Below are 16,514 nucleotides of genomic sequence, written 5' to 3' on the forward strand. Positions count from 1 at the left end.
TTAGATATTAATTGTTATCTGGCAACTATAATGATGTAACAACAAGTGATTTTGCTTTTAGATTTTTTTTTATTTTTTTACTTAAGAATCTGTACTGTTTCCAAAGATGTATTTTATATCATACTATTTTTCACAGTCTACATTTCACAGTCTACATTTCACAGTCTACATTTCACAGTCTACATTTCACAGTCTACATTTCACAGTCTACATTTCACAGTCTACATTTCACAGTCTACATTTCACAAATTCCATTTCACAAATTCCATTTCACATTTCACAATCTACATTTCACAATCTACATTTCACAATCTACATTTCACAATCTACATTTCACAGTCTACATTTCACAGTCTACATTTCACAGTCTACATTTCACAAGAACAATTCCGGTATTTAGAAATGGTAAGATAATACTTCTGAAATTGTAATATCTCCACTTAATGGGTAATATATGCTGCTTTTGCGCTAATATATTATCATAAAAGTTAGCTAAAAATCAAAACATTTGCCAAACTAATTATAAAACCATTATATGAAATTTAAAAGTAATTTTTTGAAAGTTGCAACGCTCTTCTTGGTGCTTGTGGCTCAACTTACGTTCGCACAGGAACGGGTTGTATCGGGAATTGTCTCAGATAATACAGGAATACCATTACCTGGTGTTGGTGTATTGGTTAAGGGAACAAAAACAGGAACTCAGACTGATTTTGATGGTAGATATTCCATAAAAGCAGAAGCAAATGCTGTTATTGTATTTAGTTATATCGGCATGCAGTCACAAGAAGTTGTAGCGGCTGATAAAAACTTAAATGTAAAAATGTCTTCGGGGTCGATGCAGTTACAGGAAATTGTAGTAACGGCATTAGGGATTAAAAGAGAGAAAAAATCTTTAGGTTATGCTACTCAAGAAGTAAGTGGTGAAGAACTTACGAAAGTAAACACGGGTAACGTTTCTAACAACATTTCAGGAAAAATTGCCGGGGTAGAGATCAGAAGAAACAATAATATTGGAGGATCTACCAATGTTGTTATTCGTGGAACTACTTCTTTAACACAAAGCAATCAGGCTTTGTGGGTTGTAGATGGAATTATATTGAATAATGATAATACCAATACAGGTGATCAGATGGCAGGAGGAAATAAAGGAGGCTACGATTATGGAAATGCGGCTTCAGATATTAATCCGGATGACATTGAAAATATGAACGTTTTAAAAGGTGCTGCAGCAACGGCATTATACGGATCGAGGGCTTCCAATGGAGTTATTATTGTTACGTTGAAAAAAGGAAGCAAATCTAAAGGGGGTTTAGGTGTAAGTTTTAGTTCAGGCGTAAATATTGGAGTTGTTGATAAAAAGACATTGCCAAAATACCAAAACCAATACGGTAGTGGTTATGGAGATTTTTATGGCACTACCGATTTAGGCAGTGGAACTCATCCTTATACGGCAACTGATGATGCTTCTTGGGGGCCAAGATTCGATCCGTCGTTATTAGTGTACAATTGGAATTCTTTTTATCCTGAATTACCAACTTACGGAAAAGCGACTCCTTGGACAGCGGTAAAAAATAATCCAAACAGCTTTTACCAGAACAGCGTTACCTATATAAATAGTGTTGCGGTTTCAGGAGCAAATGAAAGCGGAGATTTTAGATTTGGTTACAGTAACTACAACCAGAATCAGGGAATTTTGCCAAATAGCGAGAATAGAAAAGATAATTTCAACTTTTCTGGAAGTTATAAAATTGCCGAAAAAACCAAAATTTCTGCAACGGCAAATTACCTGAAATCTTATGCTAAGGGTATGAATGAGACAGGATATGGTGATGGAGGAAATAACTACTTGAGCAGTGTGAGACAATGGTATTCAACAAGTGTAGATTTTAAAGATCTTGAAGCTGCTTATAATTTAACAGGAAGAAATACAACTTGGAATGTTGGCGGACCGGATAATTTAAATGTACAATTTCATGATAACCCTTATTTTCAAAGATATCAGAACTACAATTCATTAGTAAGAGATCGTTTCTTTGGAAATGTATCGATAAAGACTGATGTTACAAGTTGGTTTGATATTACAGGAAGAGGTGCTGTAGATTATTACCACCAGTTGCAGGAAGAGCGTGTTGCGGCAGGTTCAAAGAGAACACCAAACGGAAAAGGGGAATATTCCAGATTCGACAAAACGTTCAGAGAAATCAATTTAGATTTAATAATGAACTTTAAAACAAGAATCACTGACGGAATTAATTTCACAGGTATGTTGGGAGCTAATTCAAGACGCTCAACAAATACTTCGATTTTTGCAGTGACAAATGGCGGATTAGTAGTGCCTGGGATCTATGCCTTAGATAATTCAGTGGATGCTATCAATAGTCCGGATGAAGCTTTGGAAACTATAGGAACGAATAGTGTTTATTCAACAGCAAACTTTAATTTCTTTGATACTTATTTCTTAGAAGGAACGTATAGAGTAGATCAATCTTCGACTTTACCAAAAGACAATAGTGTTTATACGTATCCGTCGGTAACAGCAACATACATTTTTAGCAATCATATCAAAGCAGACTGGTTGTCTTTTGGAAAATTGCGTTTGAATTATGCTGAGACAGGAAACGATGCTCCATTTGGAGTAACAAATGCTATTTATCCTAAGAATAATAATTTTGGTGGAATGCCTCGTTTTTCAACCGACAATAATAAAGGTAATTCAGATTTAAAAAGTGAGTTGACTAAAGGAGTTGAAGCTGGTATTGAGCTTAAATTTTTCAAAAACAGATTAGGATTTGATTTTTCTTATTATAAAACCAATACAACAAATCAGATTCTTTCTATTGAAACACCAACACAAACTGGTTATACAAGAGCCTGGATCAATGCAGGTGATGTTCAAAACAAAGGTTTTGAGTTGTCATTGAATGCAACACCAATAAAAACAGACAGTTTTTCATGGCAGACTACCATAAACTGGTCTACTAACAAAAACGAGGTGATCTCATTGGGAGGACCTGAGAGGATTTCATTAGGAGGATTCCAGGGAGTAAGTTATGTAGCCGAAGTTGGTAAGCCAGTAGGTCAATTAGTAGGTTCAGGATATACGTATCTGAACGGAGAAAAAGTTATTCGTTCTAACGGAAGGTATTTACAGGCTCCGGGCGTAACAATTGGTAGTGTAAATCCGGATTGGATCGGAGGTTTTAATAACGTTTTGACATACAAAAATATCGCTTTGAATTTTTTAATTGATGTTAAAAAAGGAGGAGACGTGTATTCGTTAGATCAGCTATACGGACATACTACAGGTATTTATGAAAGCACGGTAAGTAATAACCATTTAGGAGTTCCGCAACGTGAACCGGTAGCTAATGGTGGTGGAATTTTGTTAGGTGGTGTAAAAGCTGATGGTACTCCAAATAATGTAGTAGCAAGTGTAACAGGGACTGATGGGTATTATTTTTACAACTCAATGCCACAGCAAGAGTATGTTTATGATGCTTCTTATGTGAAATTGCGTGAAGTAGGGATTAGCTACAAATTGCCAAAAAGTATATTGAAAAATACTTTCATTAACAATATGGTTTTTGCTTTAAATGGTAGTAATCTTTGGATTATTAGTAAAAACTTACCGTATGCAGATCCTGAGGCGGGTATGTCTTCAGGTAATTTGCAAGGTTTCCAGACGGGTGTATTGCCAACTACAAAAGAGTACAGTTTTACATTGAAAGTTCAATTCTAATAAAAAAGATAAAGATATGAGAATTATAAAAACAATATTTTTTGCAGGAGCTGTTTTACTTTCGGTAGTTTCATGTGATAACTTAGATAATTTAAACATTGATCAAAAAGCATATACTAAAGTGGTACCAAGTGCTTTGATGACTAATGCTCAGGTAAATTACGCTTATTTTTTAACCAATGCTTCTGTAAACTCTAATAATTTCAGAGCCTATGCGCAACATTGGTCTACTTCGACCTATACAGACGAAGCAAATTACAATCAAGCTAAAAGAAATTTAGGTAGTTCACATGCTATTTTGCTTTATAGAGATGTATTGCAGGATTTGACCAATGCTCAGATTCAAATTAGAGAAGCTCAGGCTTTAGGACCTATTGAAGAGGCGGTTAAAAAGAATAACATTGCTATACTGGATGTGCAGATTGTAATGGCATACCAAACACTTGTAGATTTGTTTGGAAATGTAGCTTATACAGAAGCGCTTAATGTTAAAGCATTTCCTTACCCTAAATATGATGATGCTAAAACTATATATCTGGATTTAGCTGCTCGTTTAGATGTCGCTATCGCAAGTATGGATACTGCAAATGGAAGTTTTGGAGCAGCTGATTTAGTATTTAAAGGTGATGTTTCCCGATGGAAGATTTTAGCGAATAGCGTAAAACTTAAAATGGGATTACATCTGGCAGATGTAGATCCGGTAAAAGCTAAAGCTATGGTGGAAAGTGCCTATACTTCGGGAGTAATGACTAATGAAAGTGAGACTGCGTTGTTTGATTATTATTTGACAAATACAGATATGAATCCGCTTTATGACAGTTTGGTAAATGAAAGTCAAATTATTATCTCGGCCTTTTTTGCAGATGAGTTAAATGGAAAATTAGATCCAAGACGTGATTTCTTTTTTAATCCTGATTCAAAAATAAACGGAGAATACAAAGGTGCTCCTTATGCGCAACAGGTTAATTATTCAAATTATTCAAATACAGGCGCAAGATTGAAGAAGAAAAACAATCCGGGAGTATTATTTGATTATACGGAAACTTGTTTTTTACTAGCTGATGCTGCCAACAGAGGTTTTAGTGTAGGCGGAACTCCTGAAGAATATTACACAAAAGGAATCAAAGCAAGTATGAAATTCTGGGGAGTTGCGGACGCAGCAGCACAGACGTACTTGGCAAGACCTGATGTTGCATTTGCAACTGCAGCCGGTACAGATAAACAAAAAATCGCTTACCAGCTTTGGATTGCTTATTACAACCGCGGTTTTGAAGCCTGGACAGAATACAGACGTTTAGATTACCCTGTTTTAACAGCTCCGGTATCTGCAGTAGCAGAAGCGGAAGGTAAGGTTCCGGTAAGAAATATTTATTCTACTAATGATAAAACGTTGAATAAAGCAAATTACGAAGCGGCATCAGCTGCTATAGGTGGAGATTTAATGACCACCAAAATTTTCTGGGACAAATTTTAATTTTTGAGTTAGTTTTATTTGTTTTTTGAAGCCGTCTCCCAAAAGTGGGGGACGGTCTTTTTTTATGGTGTTTTTTTGTTTAGAGTTTCAAGTTTCAAGTTTTGAAAAATTAAGTAAATCTCTCTGTTTAAGTGTAAGACAGGTAAGTTTCGACGGAATTTAATCCGACAGGTTTTTAAAACCTGTCGGATTTGTTGTTTCTGGATTTATCCTTTTAGTTTGTCTCTTATCGTAAGAATAAAACACTAATTAATTCGTCAATTTCGATGGAAGTAAATCTGACAGGTTTTTAAAAACCTGTCAGATTTGTTGTTTCTGGATTTATTCCATTCAGTTTGTCTTTTCGACGAAGGAGAAAACACACACGCAAATCGACAAAGATTAGTAATGTGCCGCATGAAGTTCTTACCGCGTTTTATTTATCGCTCGATTCTCTTGCATTGAAACAAGATTTGCTTCTAAAAAAAGGATATTTTACAATCTCCAATCTGTAATTAAGCTTAATACTTCACGCTTCGCATCTCACATCTCACATTTCACATTTCACATTTCACATTTCACATCTGATATTTCACATCTGATATTTCACATTTCACAATCAACACCTATCTCTTTAAATTAAAAACGTACTTTTTTGTATGAAATAAGGATGTATTCGTAAATAATTATGGTTATTTTTTCATAGTGTGTTTTTTTAAAGTTAATAAGTTGTTAATTATGTATTAATTCTTACTAAAATAGTATCAAAATAAAATTATAGGTAGGACTAAATTTGGTTATTACTAATTAAAACCCAAATATTAATGAAATTAAAATTACTACTGTTCTTTCTGATTTTCAGTTTATTGAAAGTTAGTGCTCAAGGTTTGCCTTGTAGAACAACCGAAGAAAACGCAAAAATGTACCGGAACAATCCAAGGTCGTTACAAGAGAAAAAAGATTTTGATGCTTTTACCAAAAAGTTTGTGTTACAGCAAAAATCTAAGACTGCAAAAGCAGCTGCGTCTACTTATACCATACCAGTGGTATTTCATATTTACGGAGACGTTCAAAGCGGAAAAACCGTTACTTATGAAAAGATTGTAAATCATCTTGCTCAGCTCAATGATGATTTTAACGGTAGAAATGCCGATTATCAAACTGTGGAGTCTTTTTTTCAGGCCCGAAGAGGAACTTTGAATATTGAATTCAAATTAGCAAAAAGAGATCCTAACGGAGGTTGTACTACAGGAGTTGTTTTTCATCCGGCAAAAAACGGATATGGAAATGGAGGCGGCTATGATGACCAAATTGCTGCCGATGCCTGGGACAACACCAAATACATGAATGTCTATATCCAAAATGATTTGTACAACGATGGAGCGTTAAATAACTCTGGAGTAGCTTGGTATCCTAGTACAGATATGACTGCTAACAATACAGCTCGTGTTGTTTTTAATGGAGCTTACTTATATGACAACTCTTATAATAAAGAATTTGCAGCGACATTGACGCATGAATTCGGTCACTTCTTAAATTTAATTCACACTTTTGAAGGTGGTTGCTCAGGAACGGATGAAGTAGATGATACACCTGCAGAGGATGGAAATCATACTTTGGCCTGTACTCCGGGAACTAATTGTAGTGGTGGAAAAGTAAATTTTGAAAACTATATGGGGTATAATGGCGCACAAGGCTGTTATAAAATGTATACGCAAGGTCAGATTAGCAGAATGCTTGCTGCATTAGAGCATCCGGCGCGTAAATCGCTATGGCAGGCACAAAACTTAATTGATACAGGTGTTAATTTAACCGGAAGTGCTTTATTGGCTTCGGCTACAACTTTTAAAGAAGCAATTGTAAATGACGGTTCTTTTGATACCTCTTCAACAGTAACTTTAAGCGGAACAAAAACGTTTGCTCTTAGTTCCGGAACAATGACTGCAGGGACTCATTTCACTCATACTTTTCCAGCTGGAATAACTCCTGTTCTTACTGTAAATTCAAACAATCAGGTAACAATTACCCTTACAGGGAAAGCTGCAAATCATGCGTTGGCAAACAATGCTTCCGGTGGAATCACCTTTTTAGCGGCTGCTTTTGTTGGTGGAACGACTGATTTGTCTTGTACTTCTTTGTTCTTTAATTTTAAATTTTCAGATCCGTACGGAATCTTTTTTGTAGATATGCCGGATGTTAGCGTATCAGCCGCACAAATCTGGAAATATTTTGAAATCGCAAAAGGAGATGATCGTGCATTTGGTGGTTGGAGATATGCTGCTAATGCTTTGAAAATTGAAACCTACGCTAAAAAACTAGTTTGCGAAACAGGTACCAGAAATATATCATTATTAGGAGCAAATACTGCTGTTGGTCCAACAAGTAATATGACGGCTCCGGGAGCATATCCTAATCAGCTTGATTTGCGTACAGCCGGTTATACTGCCTGGGATGGAAAAACTGGTTATGTAGGTTTTGATTATTTATTGGACGGCTTGACTTGCTACGGATGGTTTAAAGTTACCGTTGCAGCTAACGGAGACGGTTACACCATTTCTGAATATGCGTATAATACACAACCTAATACTGCTATTTACACGGGTATGACTGCAAAAACTGCTGTAGTTTTATCAGAAGGGACTTTGTATGAATCAGAAGTAAATGATGGTGCTGTAAGTACAAGTACTACTATTTCATTATCAACAAACAATGGAACATACACAAAAAGCAGCGGAACATTTACTGCCGGCACAGATTACACCATCACAGGAGTACCTGCCGGATTAACAGCAGTTCTGACACTTCAGAGTAACTCTAAAGCAGTGTTAACTTTTACAGGAAAAGCGACTGCACATCTTCCTGCTAATGATGCGGCTGTTGTAGTTACTTTTAAAGATGCAGCCATTACAGGTGGAATTGTAACTTTAGATAATGCTGTAAAAACAATAAATCTGAAATTTGATGCACCATACGGTATATTTTATGTAAATAATCCGGATTATGTGGCATCGGCAGCTTCAACATGGCAGTATTTTGATTTAGGAATAGGAGATAACACAGAGTATGGTGCGTGGCAATTTGCGGCAGCAGCATTAAAGATTGAAACCTACGGAAAAAGATTAGTAGGTGAAACAGGTACAAGAAACATCTCATTTATACCTGAAGGAACTACTATTGGTGCAAGCAGTAATTTTGTTACTCCCGGAAGTGCCTATCCGGATCAATTGGACTTAAGAACAGCAACTTATACTAACTGGGATAATAAAACAGGATATGTTGGTTTTGAGTACAAAAGCAGAGGACGTACTTGTTACGGATGGCTTCATATAAAAGTAGAAGCGGGTGGAGTAGGATATACTGTTTTAGACTATGCTTACAATACAAAACCAAACGAAAGCTTGCAAGCAGGTACTCAAACAACAGTTACTGTTTTAGCTCCTTCTAATTTAGCAGCTGTAGCAAATGCAACTAGTTTACAAGCACAACTTACTTGGGTAAATAATGCGACTAATGCCACCAATGTGGTAATCGAAAGAGCCGGTTCTGATAATGTTTATGCTGAAATCGCTACTGTTGCCAATACAGCAACTAGTTATACCAATACTGGTTTAACAGCTGGTAGCACCTACAAATATAAAGTTAGAGCAAAAGCGGGGGCAGTTTATTCTGCTTACACTACGGAGGTTTCAGTAACGATTCCAAACGCTGCTTTTTGCAGTGCTCAGGCAGCAAACGGCTATGAATATATCAATACAGTAGCAGTTGGAACTTTTACAAATACTACAGGAAAAGATGCAGCAGGTTATGCTGATCATACTTCAAAAGTGATTACTTTAACACCTAATACAAGCATGAATGTTAGTTTAACTCCGGGCTTCTCAAGTACTGCTTATACAGAATACTGGGGTGTTTGGATCGATTACAACAAAAACAATCAGTTTGAGGCATCAGAAAAAGTAATTAACGCACTTTCGGCAAAAACAACGGTAACAGGAAGTTTTACTCCGGTTTCGTTTACAGGTACTACTCGTATGCGTGTTGTGATGAAATACAATTCTAATCCAACGACTGCTTGCGGTAATATTGGAGATGGTGAGATTGAAGACTATACCGTTATATCAGGAACTGTAACTCCTGAGCCTACAACTTTACCAACACCAACAAATCTTACCAACTCAGGTGTTTACTCATCAGGATTTTATGCATCATGGGACACAAAACCAGAGGCCACATCCTACGAAATACAGTTAAACAGTGCTACTGGTTGGACTTTAGCAGGAACTTCAACTACTTATTATTTGTGGATTCCGAAACAAGGTACACAAACGGTTTACGAATTTAGAGTTCGCTCTAAAAACGGAACAGCAGTAAGCGCCTGGAGTGCTTCTCATACAATTGACTTGCAAACAGCCAGTGCAGGACCACAACAAATGGATACAACAAGATCATTTACCATGTATCCGAACCCGGCTTCAGATGTAGTGAATTTTAATTTTACAAATATTGACGTTGCTAAAGTTAAAGTATCAATTTACAACAGCACCGGTAACCTGGTTGATGTAGTACGTAATACCACTTCTTATTCTGTTAATTCTTTAAGAAAAGGAGTTTATATTGTAGTAGCAACTGACGGGAACTTTATCGAAAAGAAAAAGTTATTAGTTGAATAGTTAAATTGGTTAATTTAACGAAAAGGGGCTGTTTGAAAAAACAGTCCCTTTTTTATTTTTCTACTTTTAAGGTGAAATGTATAATGAATAATGTAAAATGTAAAATGTTTGCTTAAGATGCAGTATGTTCTTTCCGTAGAGTATATCAAATGAATCCAAAATAACAAATCAGACAGGTTTTTAGAACCTGTCTGATTTACTTCGGTTGAAACTAATAAATTAAGTGATCGTTGTTAGTGCGATAAAAACGAACTAAAAGGATGAATCCAAAATAACAAATCAGACAGGTTTTTAGAACCTGTCTGATTTACTTCGGTCGAAACTAATAAATTTAGTGATCGTTGTTAGCGAGATAAAAACGAACTAAAAGGATGAATCCAAAATAACAAATCGGACAGGTTTTTAAAACCTATCCGATTTACTTCGGTTGAAGTTTAGATATTTTACATTTAAACAGAGACATTCCGTTGGTATTTCGAAACCTGAAACCTGAAACTTGAAACAAAAGAAACCTTCTTACACTCCAAACGGATTATCGATACTCTCCATAGGTGTCGTAAACCATTTCGGGCCAGTGGCGGTCATGTAAAAATGATCTTCATGTCGAATACCAAATTGACCGGGAATACAGATCATAGGTTCGTTACTAACGACCATGCCTTCCTGAAGCTGTGTTTGATTTCCTCTTACTAAATATGGGTATTCATGAATGTCTAATCCGGTGCCATGTCCTACGCGATGTGGTAAACCCGGGATTTGGTAATCACCGCTAAGTCCCGCTTCCAGTAAAACCTTTCGGGCAGCATCATCTACAGCACCACAAGTTGCGCCAATTTGCGCGGCATCAAAAGCTGCTTTCTGAGTGGCTTTTTCTAAGTTCCATATTTTTCTGTGCGCTTCGGTTGGTGTACCGTATACATACGTTCGTGTGATGTCGGAAAGATAGCCTTCTAAACGACATCCGGTATCTATTAATACGACATCATTATCTTTTAAGTTCTGCGGAGCAGTAACACCGTGTGGGTATTGTGAATCCTCTCCAAAAAGAACAATACAGAAATAAGACCCTGAAGCTATTCCGGCCTTGATATGAGCTTTATTGACAAAATCAACAACTGCAGCCGCTTCAATTCCGGGATATAGAATGCGTGCAGCCGCTTTTTGCACCACCATTGTAATGTCTTTTGCCTGCTGAATTATAGCAATTTCAGCTGCAGATTTGTGCATGCGACAACCTGCAGTCAGAGGTTGTGCGTTTACAAAACTATAGTTCGGATTGGCTTTGATGATGCTGTCAACCTGAAAATAAGTCGCTGATTCATCTAAAGCGATTGTTCCGTTTGTGATGTTTTTATTTTGTAGAATAGCTCCAAATAACAAGCAAGGATTCTCATGTTCTTCCCAGAAGTTTAGATGACCTTCGACTTGCATAAAGGTTCTAAAAGTGCCCTCTTCAAATTTAGGGACGATGTATTCGATGCTTTCATCTTCGAAGAGTAAGGCACCTACCATTCTTTCAGAAGGATTCCATTTTGTTCCTGTAAAATAATACAAATTGGTTCCGGCATGCAGATAAAGTACTTTGCAGTTTTGTTCTTTCATTAAAAGAACCGCTTTTTTAAGGCGTTGTTTGTATTCAGCGATTGCAATCGGCTGAACAGTTGTGGTCATGTTTTGTATTTTGTCTAGTTCGATACTTGCGGTTGAACCGCCAACTCCAATTGTCATTTGTTTGTCTTTTTTTAAGTTATTTATAAAGCGGGGTACTCTCATAACCCTTAAAGGTTTCTTTATCAGTATTAACGTAATATAAAACCGTTTTTCATTGGGTCTTCGGGATCAATAATAAATGTGTTTGTTCCTGTAATATGGGCTGTTCCTTCTACTTGAGGAATAACTGCTTTGAATTTACCAAAGCTTAGTTCATCAACCAGTGAGCCATTAAAAATACTATTTGTAATGCTTTCAATACTAATTTTTTGATGTTTTTTAATTTGATTTCTGATATTTTCTATTGCAATTCTTCCCGAAACACCAGAGCCTGTTGGCGAACGATCGACTTCTCCTTCTGCAAAAACACAAACGTTTCGACTGTGATTTTTAGAATCTAACGGGCTATCGATAAAGATAGTGCCATACAAAAAACTCAGATCGTCTTCAAACGGATGTAGTATTTCCTTATCCTGAGCCATTACGGCATGTTTGACATCAATTCCGGCCTGAATAATCTTGCGATTGTCTTCGGGGGTTAAATTAAAACTCAAATTTTTATTTTTTCTGAGGTCAACATAAGCGTAAAAAGCCCCTCCATAGGCTAAATCATAGACAATATCTCCAATTCCGGGAACAGAAACCACACGATCAAGACCCACCACAAAACTCGGCACGCAATGAAAGTGAACTCCAGTCAGCTTATTGTTTTTTATAGTAGCATAAGAGTGAATTCTTCCACATGGAGCGTCAATTTTTAATTCATTTTCTCCTTCTTTTAAAAGAATCCAATTCATTTTTGCGGCCAGTGTCGTAATAGCAATTATCGCATGTCCGCACATGGTGCTGTAACCTTCATTATGCATAAAGAGGATTCCAAAATCAGCCCTTTCATCGTTTGGAGGAACCAAAATACAACCGTACATATCGGCATGACCTCTGGGTTCAAACATTAGGGCAGTACGCAGAGAATCATAATGTTCCTTGATATATCTTCGATATTCTAAAACAGAATTTCCTTTTAATTCCGGGAAACCATCCATAATGACCCGAAGCGGTTCTCCGCCGGTATGCATGTCTATGGTTTTAATAGCTAAACAATTTTCGGGCACAGTATAAGTGCTGTTTTCTAAAATAGTTTGGTAAGTCTTTTTCATTTCTGGTATTTATTTTGAAGTACTGAATTCCTGATAAAAATGAGCGGCTGCCACTAAATCTTCTAAAGCGTGGCCTACTGATTTGAAGTACGTGATTTCGGTATCGGTCGTTCTGCCTTTTTTTGTACCGGAACACAATTCAAACAAATCGGCTTTGATGTCGGTTACCTTAATAACATTGTTCTGCAACGGAATTACGATATCTCCGCTTTCTTTTAATCCGCCTTGGTAAGTGTCGATAAAAACGGAAGCTTTTGTGATAGCCACATCGTCTGCCTCACGCATGTCTTTTTTATAGGCTCCTACTAAATCTAAATGTTGTCCTTGTTGTAGCCATTCTCCTAAAACCAATGGCGTTTTTGATAAGGTAGCACAGGAAATAATATCGGCTTTTGGAATTGTATTTTCTATAGATTCAACCGCTTCACAGACAAAAGGATATTCTTTCAGGGAATCGCAAACCTGTTTTGCTTTATCCGAATTTCTGCCCCAGACATAAACTTTTGTTATAGGACGAACACTGGCATGTGCCCGAACTAAGTTAGTCGCCAAAGCACCTGTTCCAATCATAAATAAAGTAGTAGAATCAGGTCGAGAAAGATAACTGCTGGCTAAGGCAGAAACTGCTGCTGTCCGGGCTGCGGTTAAAGCTTTTGCTTCCAATATGGCTTTTACATGACCTAAGTGTGCATCTAAATAAACATAAATCCCCTGAATAGATGGTAAATTGTGATTGCCGTTGTTTGGGCTTACCGTTACAATTTTAACTCCCAGATTATTACCCGGATGAAAAGCCGGCATTAATAATAAGGTAGAATCTGTTTTTTCTTCCGGATTTGGAAAGTCGTGATGATGCCGCATCGGGACTTCGATTTCAGTATTGGAGAAACCTTTTCTCAAGACTTCTATTAAGGTTTGGTAATGGCAATTTTCCGCTATAAATAAGTCGGATATAAAGGGAATTGTAGTCATTTTTAGTTGGTTTTAGACTAAAAGTAGAACTTTATTTGAGGATAACTATATTTTATCCCGAATCAGATAAAATATTACAAATAAGGGATAACATAGTATTGGTTCTGATCTGACAATGACAGTAATTTTAAAAATTGAATAACTAAAGTTGTATAATGTATAATGTATAATGTATAATGTATAACGTATAATGTGAGATGTGAGATGTGAGTTTGAAATTTTGTTTGTTTTCTTTTGCGGCTTTTTTTACAAGGAAAACATAGAAAGTTGTGGAGTTTACAGAAATTGTTGAAATACAGTAATTAATAACAAGCTCGGGCTTGGTTCTTATAAATTAATGAAATAGAAATCAGCATCGTTTTTTGCTTTGGCAAGTATTTTATTCATTAAGGTTTGATTGTTATAAAAAACCAGATAATTTCTAAGTCTAACATCTCACATTTCACATTTCACATCTTACATTTTACATTTCACATTTCACAAGCAGCAACTAAAATTAAATACTATAAAAATGAATAAAAAACTGTACATCGCTTTATTGCTCTTCATCGGCTTGAGTAGTTCAATTGGTTGGGCTCAGACATTAGTACAATCTGCTGCCGATCTCCAACAAAAATTAACGGTGCTATTTCCTAAAGCTGTCATTACACCAATTGAAAACCTCGATGGGTATACAGAATCTTATCAATTGATCTTAGAGGAACCATTAGATCACAAACACCCTGAAAAAGGAACTTTTCAGCATTATATTTATTTGTCTCACATTGGTTTTGATAAGCCAATGGTCATAGAAACGCATGGATATAATACCGGAAATACGAAAAGTGAAGTAAGTAGTTTGCTGCAAGCGAATCAGGTTGCGGTAGAGTATCGTTTTTACGGAAAATCAAGACCCGATCCGATTCCGTGGGAGTATTTAACCAATGATCAGGCGATTGCAGATTATCATGGAATAGTAACACAACTAAAGAAACTATATGCAGGAAAATGGATTTCAACCGGAATAAGCAAAGGAGGTGAGACTGCTCTAATTTATAAGTCAAAATATCCAAAAGATGTTGATGTAGCGATGCCATACGTAGCTCCTTTAATAAATACCTGCGAAGACCCAAGAACCGTAACCCATGTAAAAGTGGTTGGCACACCAGAATGCAGAGCAAAAGTTACGGCCCTTCAGCGAGCGGTTTTAGAAAAGAGAGCAGAAGTCATGGCTGTTTTTTCAGAGTATGCGACAGCTAAAAAAATGCAATATACTAAGGTTCCCATGGAGGAGGCTTTAGAATATGCCGTTTTAGAGTTTCCTTTTTCTTTTTGGCAATGGGGTGGGAAATGCGATGAGATTCCGACTGCAAATGCAACTCCCAAAGAACTATTCGATTATCTGAATAAAATAGTAGGTGTGGGAACATATAATGATAAAATGTTTTTCAATTACCTGCCTTCATATTACCAGCACTTAAGTGAGTTAGGGTACTACGGATTCGACTTTTCTCCCGTTGCAGATTTATTAAAAATCGTAAAAAGCAGCTCCAACGATCGATTTGCTCCAAAAGAAGTTGCCATAAAATACAATCCGGACTATATTAAAAAAGTACGTAAGTATGTGGAGAATAAGGGAGACCATATTTTATACATCTATGGAGGTTATGATACTTGGTTCTCGTGTTCTCCAACACCAAAATCAACTGTAGACGCCTTAAAAATGGTGCTACCGGAAGGAAGTCATGCTACCAGAGTTAAAGACTTTCCTTCAGCGGATCAGGCGCTTATTATGAATACATTAAACAAATGGCTCAACAAGTAAAATCTCTTTGTTACAGAATGATTTAAATTGTTCTAAAAACATCCTTATAAATATAGTGTAGCAGTTACTGAACCTTTTTAGATTTTATAAAACAGTTTTTGCGTCTGGCAGCTGTCTTAATTTTCAATTTTAGCAGGGAATGTTTCGTGTCATTAATCTTCCATAATTGCTATGGTTCAGGAATTGCTGCGCTTTTTTTAGAAATATTTTTATAGAGATTAGTTAACATAAAACTAAGTAGTATAATACAATTTAGAGGTAATATAGTATAAGTTTTGTGAACAGATTGCTTGTATTTTTAAAATAAAAAAGAATATTTTGATCCAAAATAACGACATAGATCTGATTGAAGATTTCAGAAATGGCAAGGAAAAAGCAATTCGTAAGTTGTATCTGCTTTATTACCGACCGTTGTGTTATTTTAATAAGACTTTGATTAAATATTCGCAGGAAGCAGAGGATATTTCTACGGAAACTTTTTTAAAATTACTCCAAAAAAAGAAGGATTTTGATACCTTATCCGATATAAAAGCATTCCTTTTTGTAAGCTCGAGAAACGCCTGTTATGATTTTTTAAGAAAAGAGAAACGTCATAAAAAAGCACATGAAGAGATCAGCTTTCTAACCGAATCTGTAGAACAGTTTGGAGAAGGAGAGATGATAACTGCCAAAGTACTTCAAGCCATCTATTGCGAGATGGAGAATCTGCCACAACAATGTCAGGAAGTTTTCAAATCTATTTTTATCGATGGAAAAAGCACCGCTCAAATTGCAGGTGAAATGCAGATAAGCCCACAAACGGTTTTAAATCAAAAATCAAAAGCATTGCAAAAAATTCGTTTGGCATTGCATCAGGAGAATATATTGTCTGCAATAGCACTGGTTAACATGCTCTCTGTTTTGTTTTATAAACAGCGATAATGTTTTTTGCCGCTAATTACACGAATTTGCACTAATTTGTTTTAATTGCCCAGACGTTACCTTTATCGTTCTGTCACTCCGAGCGAAG

At 36.3% G+C, this 16,514-nt stretch carries 8 protein-coding genes; 5 read left to right on the plus strand and 3 right to left on the minus strand.

The window, feature by feature from the left end; translation table 11 throughout:
- Positions 1–535 precede the first annotated feature (535 nt).
- The 3 genes from G3A47_RS13020 (at position 536) to G3A47_RS13030 (ending at position 9,862) form a co-directional block, all read left to right on the plus strand.
- Positions 536–3,739 (plus strand): SusC/RagA family TonB-linked outer membrane protein, encoded by a 3,204-nt coding sequence (locus G3A47_RS13020; protein ID WP_166922977.1) that lies wholly within the window; start codon positions 536–538, stop codon positions 3,737–3,739.
- Positions 3,740–3,755: 16 nt separating this feature from the next.
- Entirely contained in the window at positions 3,756–5,213 is a 1,458-nt protein-coding gene (locus G3A47_RS13025; protein WP_166922979.1) for a SusD/RagB family nutrient-binding outer membrane lipoprotein, read from the plus strand.
- An 803-nt stretch (positions 5,214–6,016) separates the two neighbouring features.
- Positions 6,017–9,862 carry a M43 family zinc metalloprotease gene (locus tag G3A47_RS13030; RefSeq protein ID WP_166922981.1) on the plus strand — a complete coding sequence of 1,282 codons (3,846 nt, stop codon included), beginning with the start codon at positions 6,017–6,019 and terminating at the stop codon, positions 9,860–9,862.
- Between the two features lie 516 nt (positions 9,863–10,378).
- Here the strand turns inward: G3A47_RS13030 and G3A47_RS13035 are convergent.
- Genes G3A47_RS13035 through lhpI form a run of 3 tightly spaced genes read right to left on the minus strand, consistent with a single transcriptional unit; the run spans position 10,379 to position 13,701 of the window.
- The gene (locus G3A47_RS13035) at positions 10,379–11,635 is read right to left on the minus strand and encodes a M24 family metallopeptidase (RefSeq protein ID WP_243860450.1); all 1,257 of its coding nucleotides are present in this window, start codon (positions 11,633–11,635) and stop codon (positions 10,379–10,381) included.
- Between the two features lie 26 nt (positions 11,636–11,661).
- Entirely contained in the window at positions 11,662–12,729 is a 1,068-nt protein-coding gene (locus G3A47_RS13040) for a proline racemase family protein (RefSeq protein ID WP_166922983.1), read from the minus strand.
- A gap of 9 nt (positions 12,730–12,738) precedes the next feature.
- A complete protein-coding gene (lhpI, locus tag G3A47_RS13045) occupies positions 12,739–13,701 on the minus strand; it encodes a bifunctional Delta(1)-pyrroline-2-carboxylate/Delta(1)-piperideine-2-carboxylate reductase (protein WP_166922985.1) in 963 nt (320 codons plus the stop codon).
- A 511-nt stretch (positions 13,702–14,212) separates the two neighbouring features.
- On the opposite strand from lhpI, the gene G3A47_RS13050 reads away from it, so the two are divergent.
- Both G3A47_RS13050 and G3A47_RS13055 read left to right on the plus strand, forming a co-directional pair.
- Positions 14,213–15,505: a S28 family serine protease gene (locus G3A47_RS13050; RefSeq protein WP_166922987.1), complete on the plus strand. Its 1,293-nt coding sequence runs from the start codon at positions 14,213–14,215 to the stop codon at positions 15,503–15,505.
- A 318-nt stretch (positions 15,506–15,823) separates the two neighbouring features.
- Complete coding sequence (locus tag G3A47_RS13055) at positions 15,824–16,426, plus strand: RNA polymerase sigma factor (protein ID WP_166922989.1); 603 nt, start codon at positions 15,824–15,826, stop codon at positions 16,424–16,426.
- Positions 16,427–16,514 lie beyond the last annotated feature (88 nt).

The sequence above is a fragment of the Flavobacterium poyangense genome (assembly GCF_011751075.1).
GTDB classification, from domain to species: domain Bacteria; phylum Bacteroidota; class Bacteroidia; order Flavobacteriales; family Flavobacteriaceae; genus Flavobacterium; species Flavobacterium poyangense.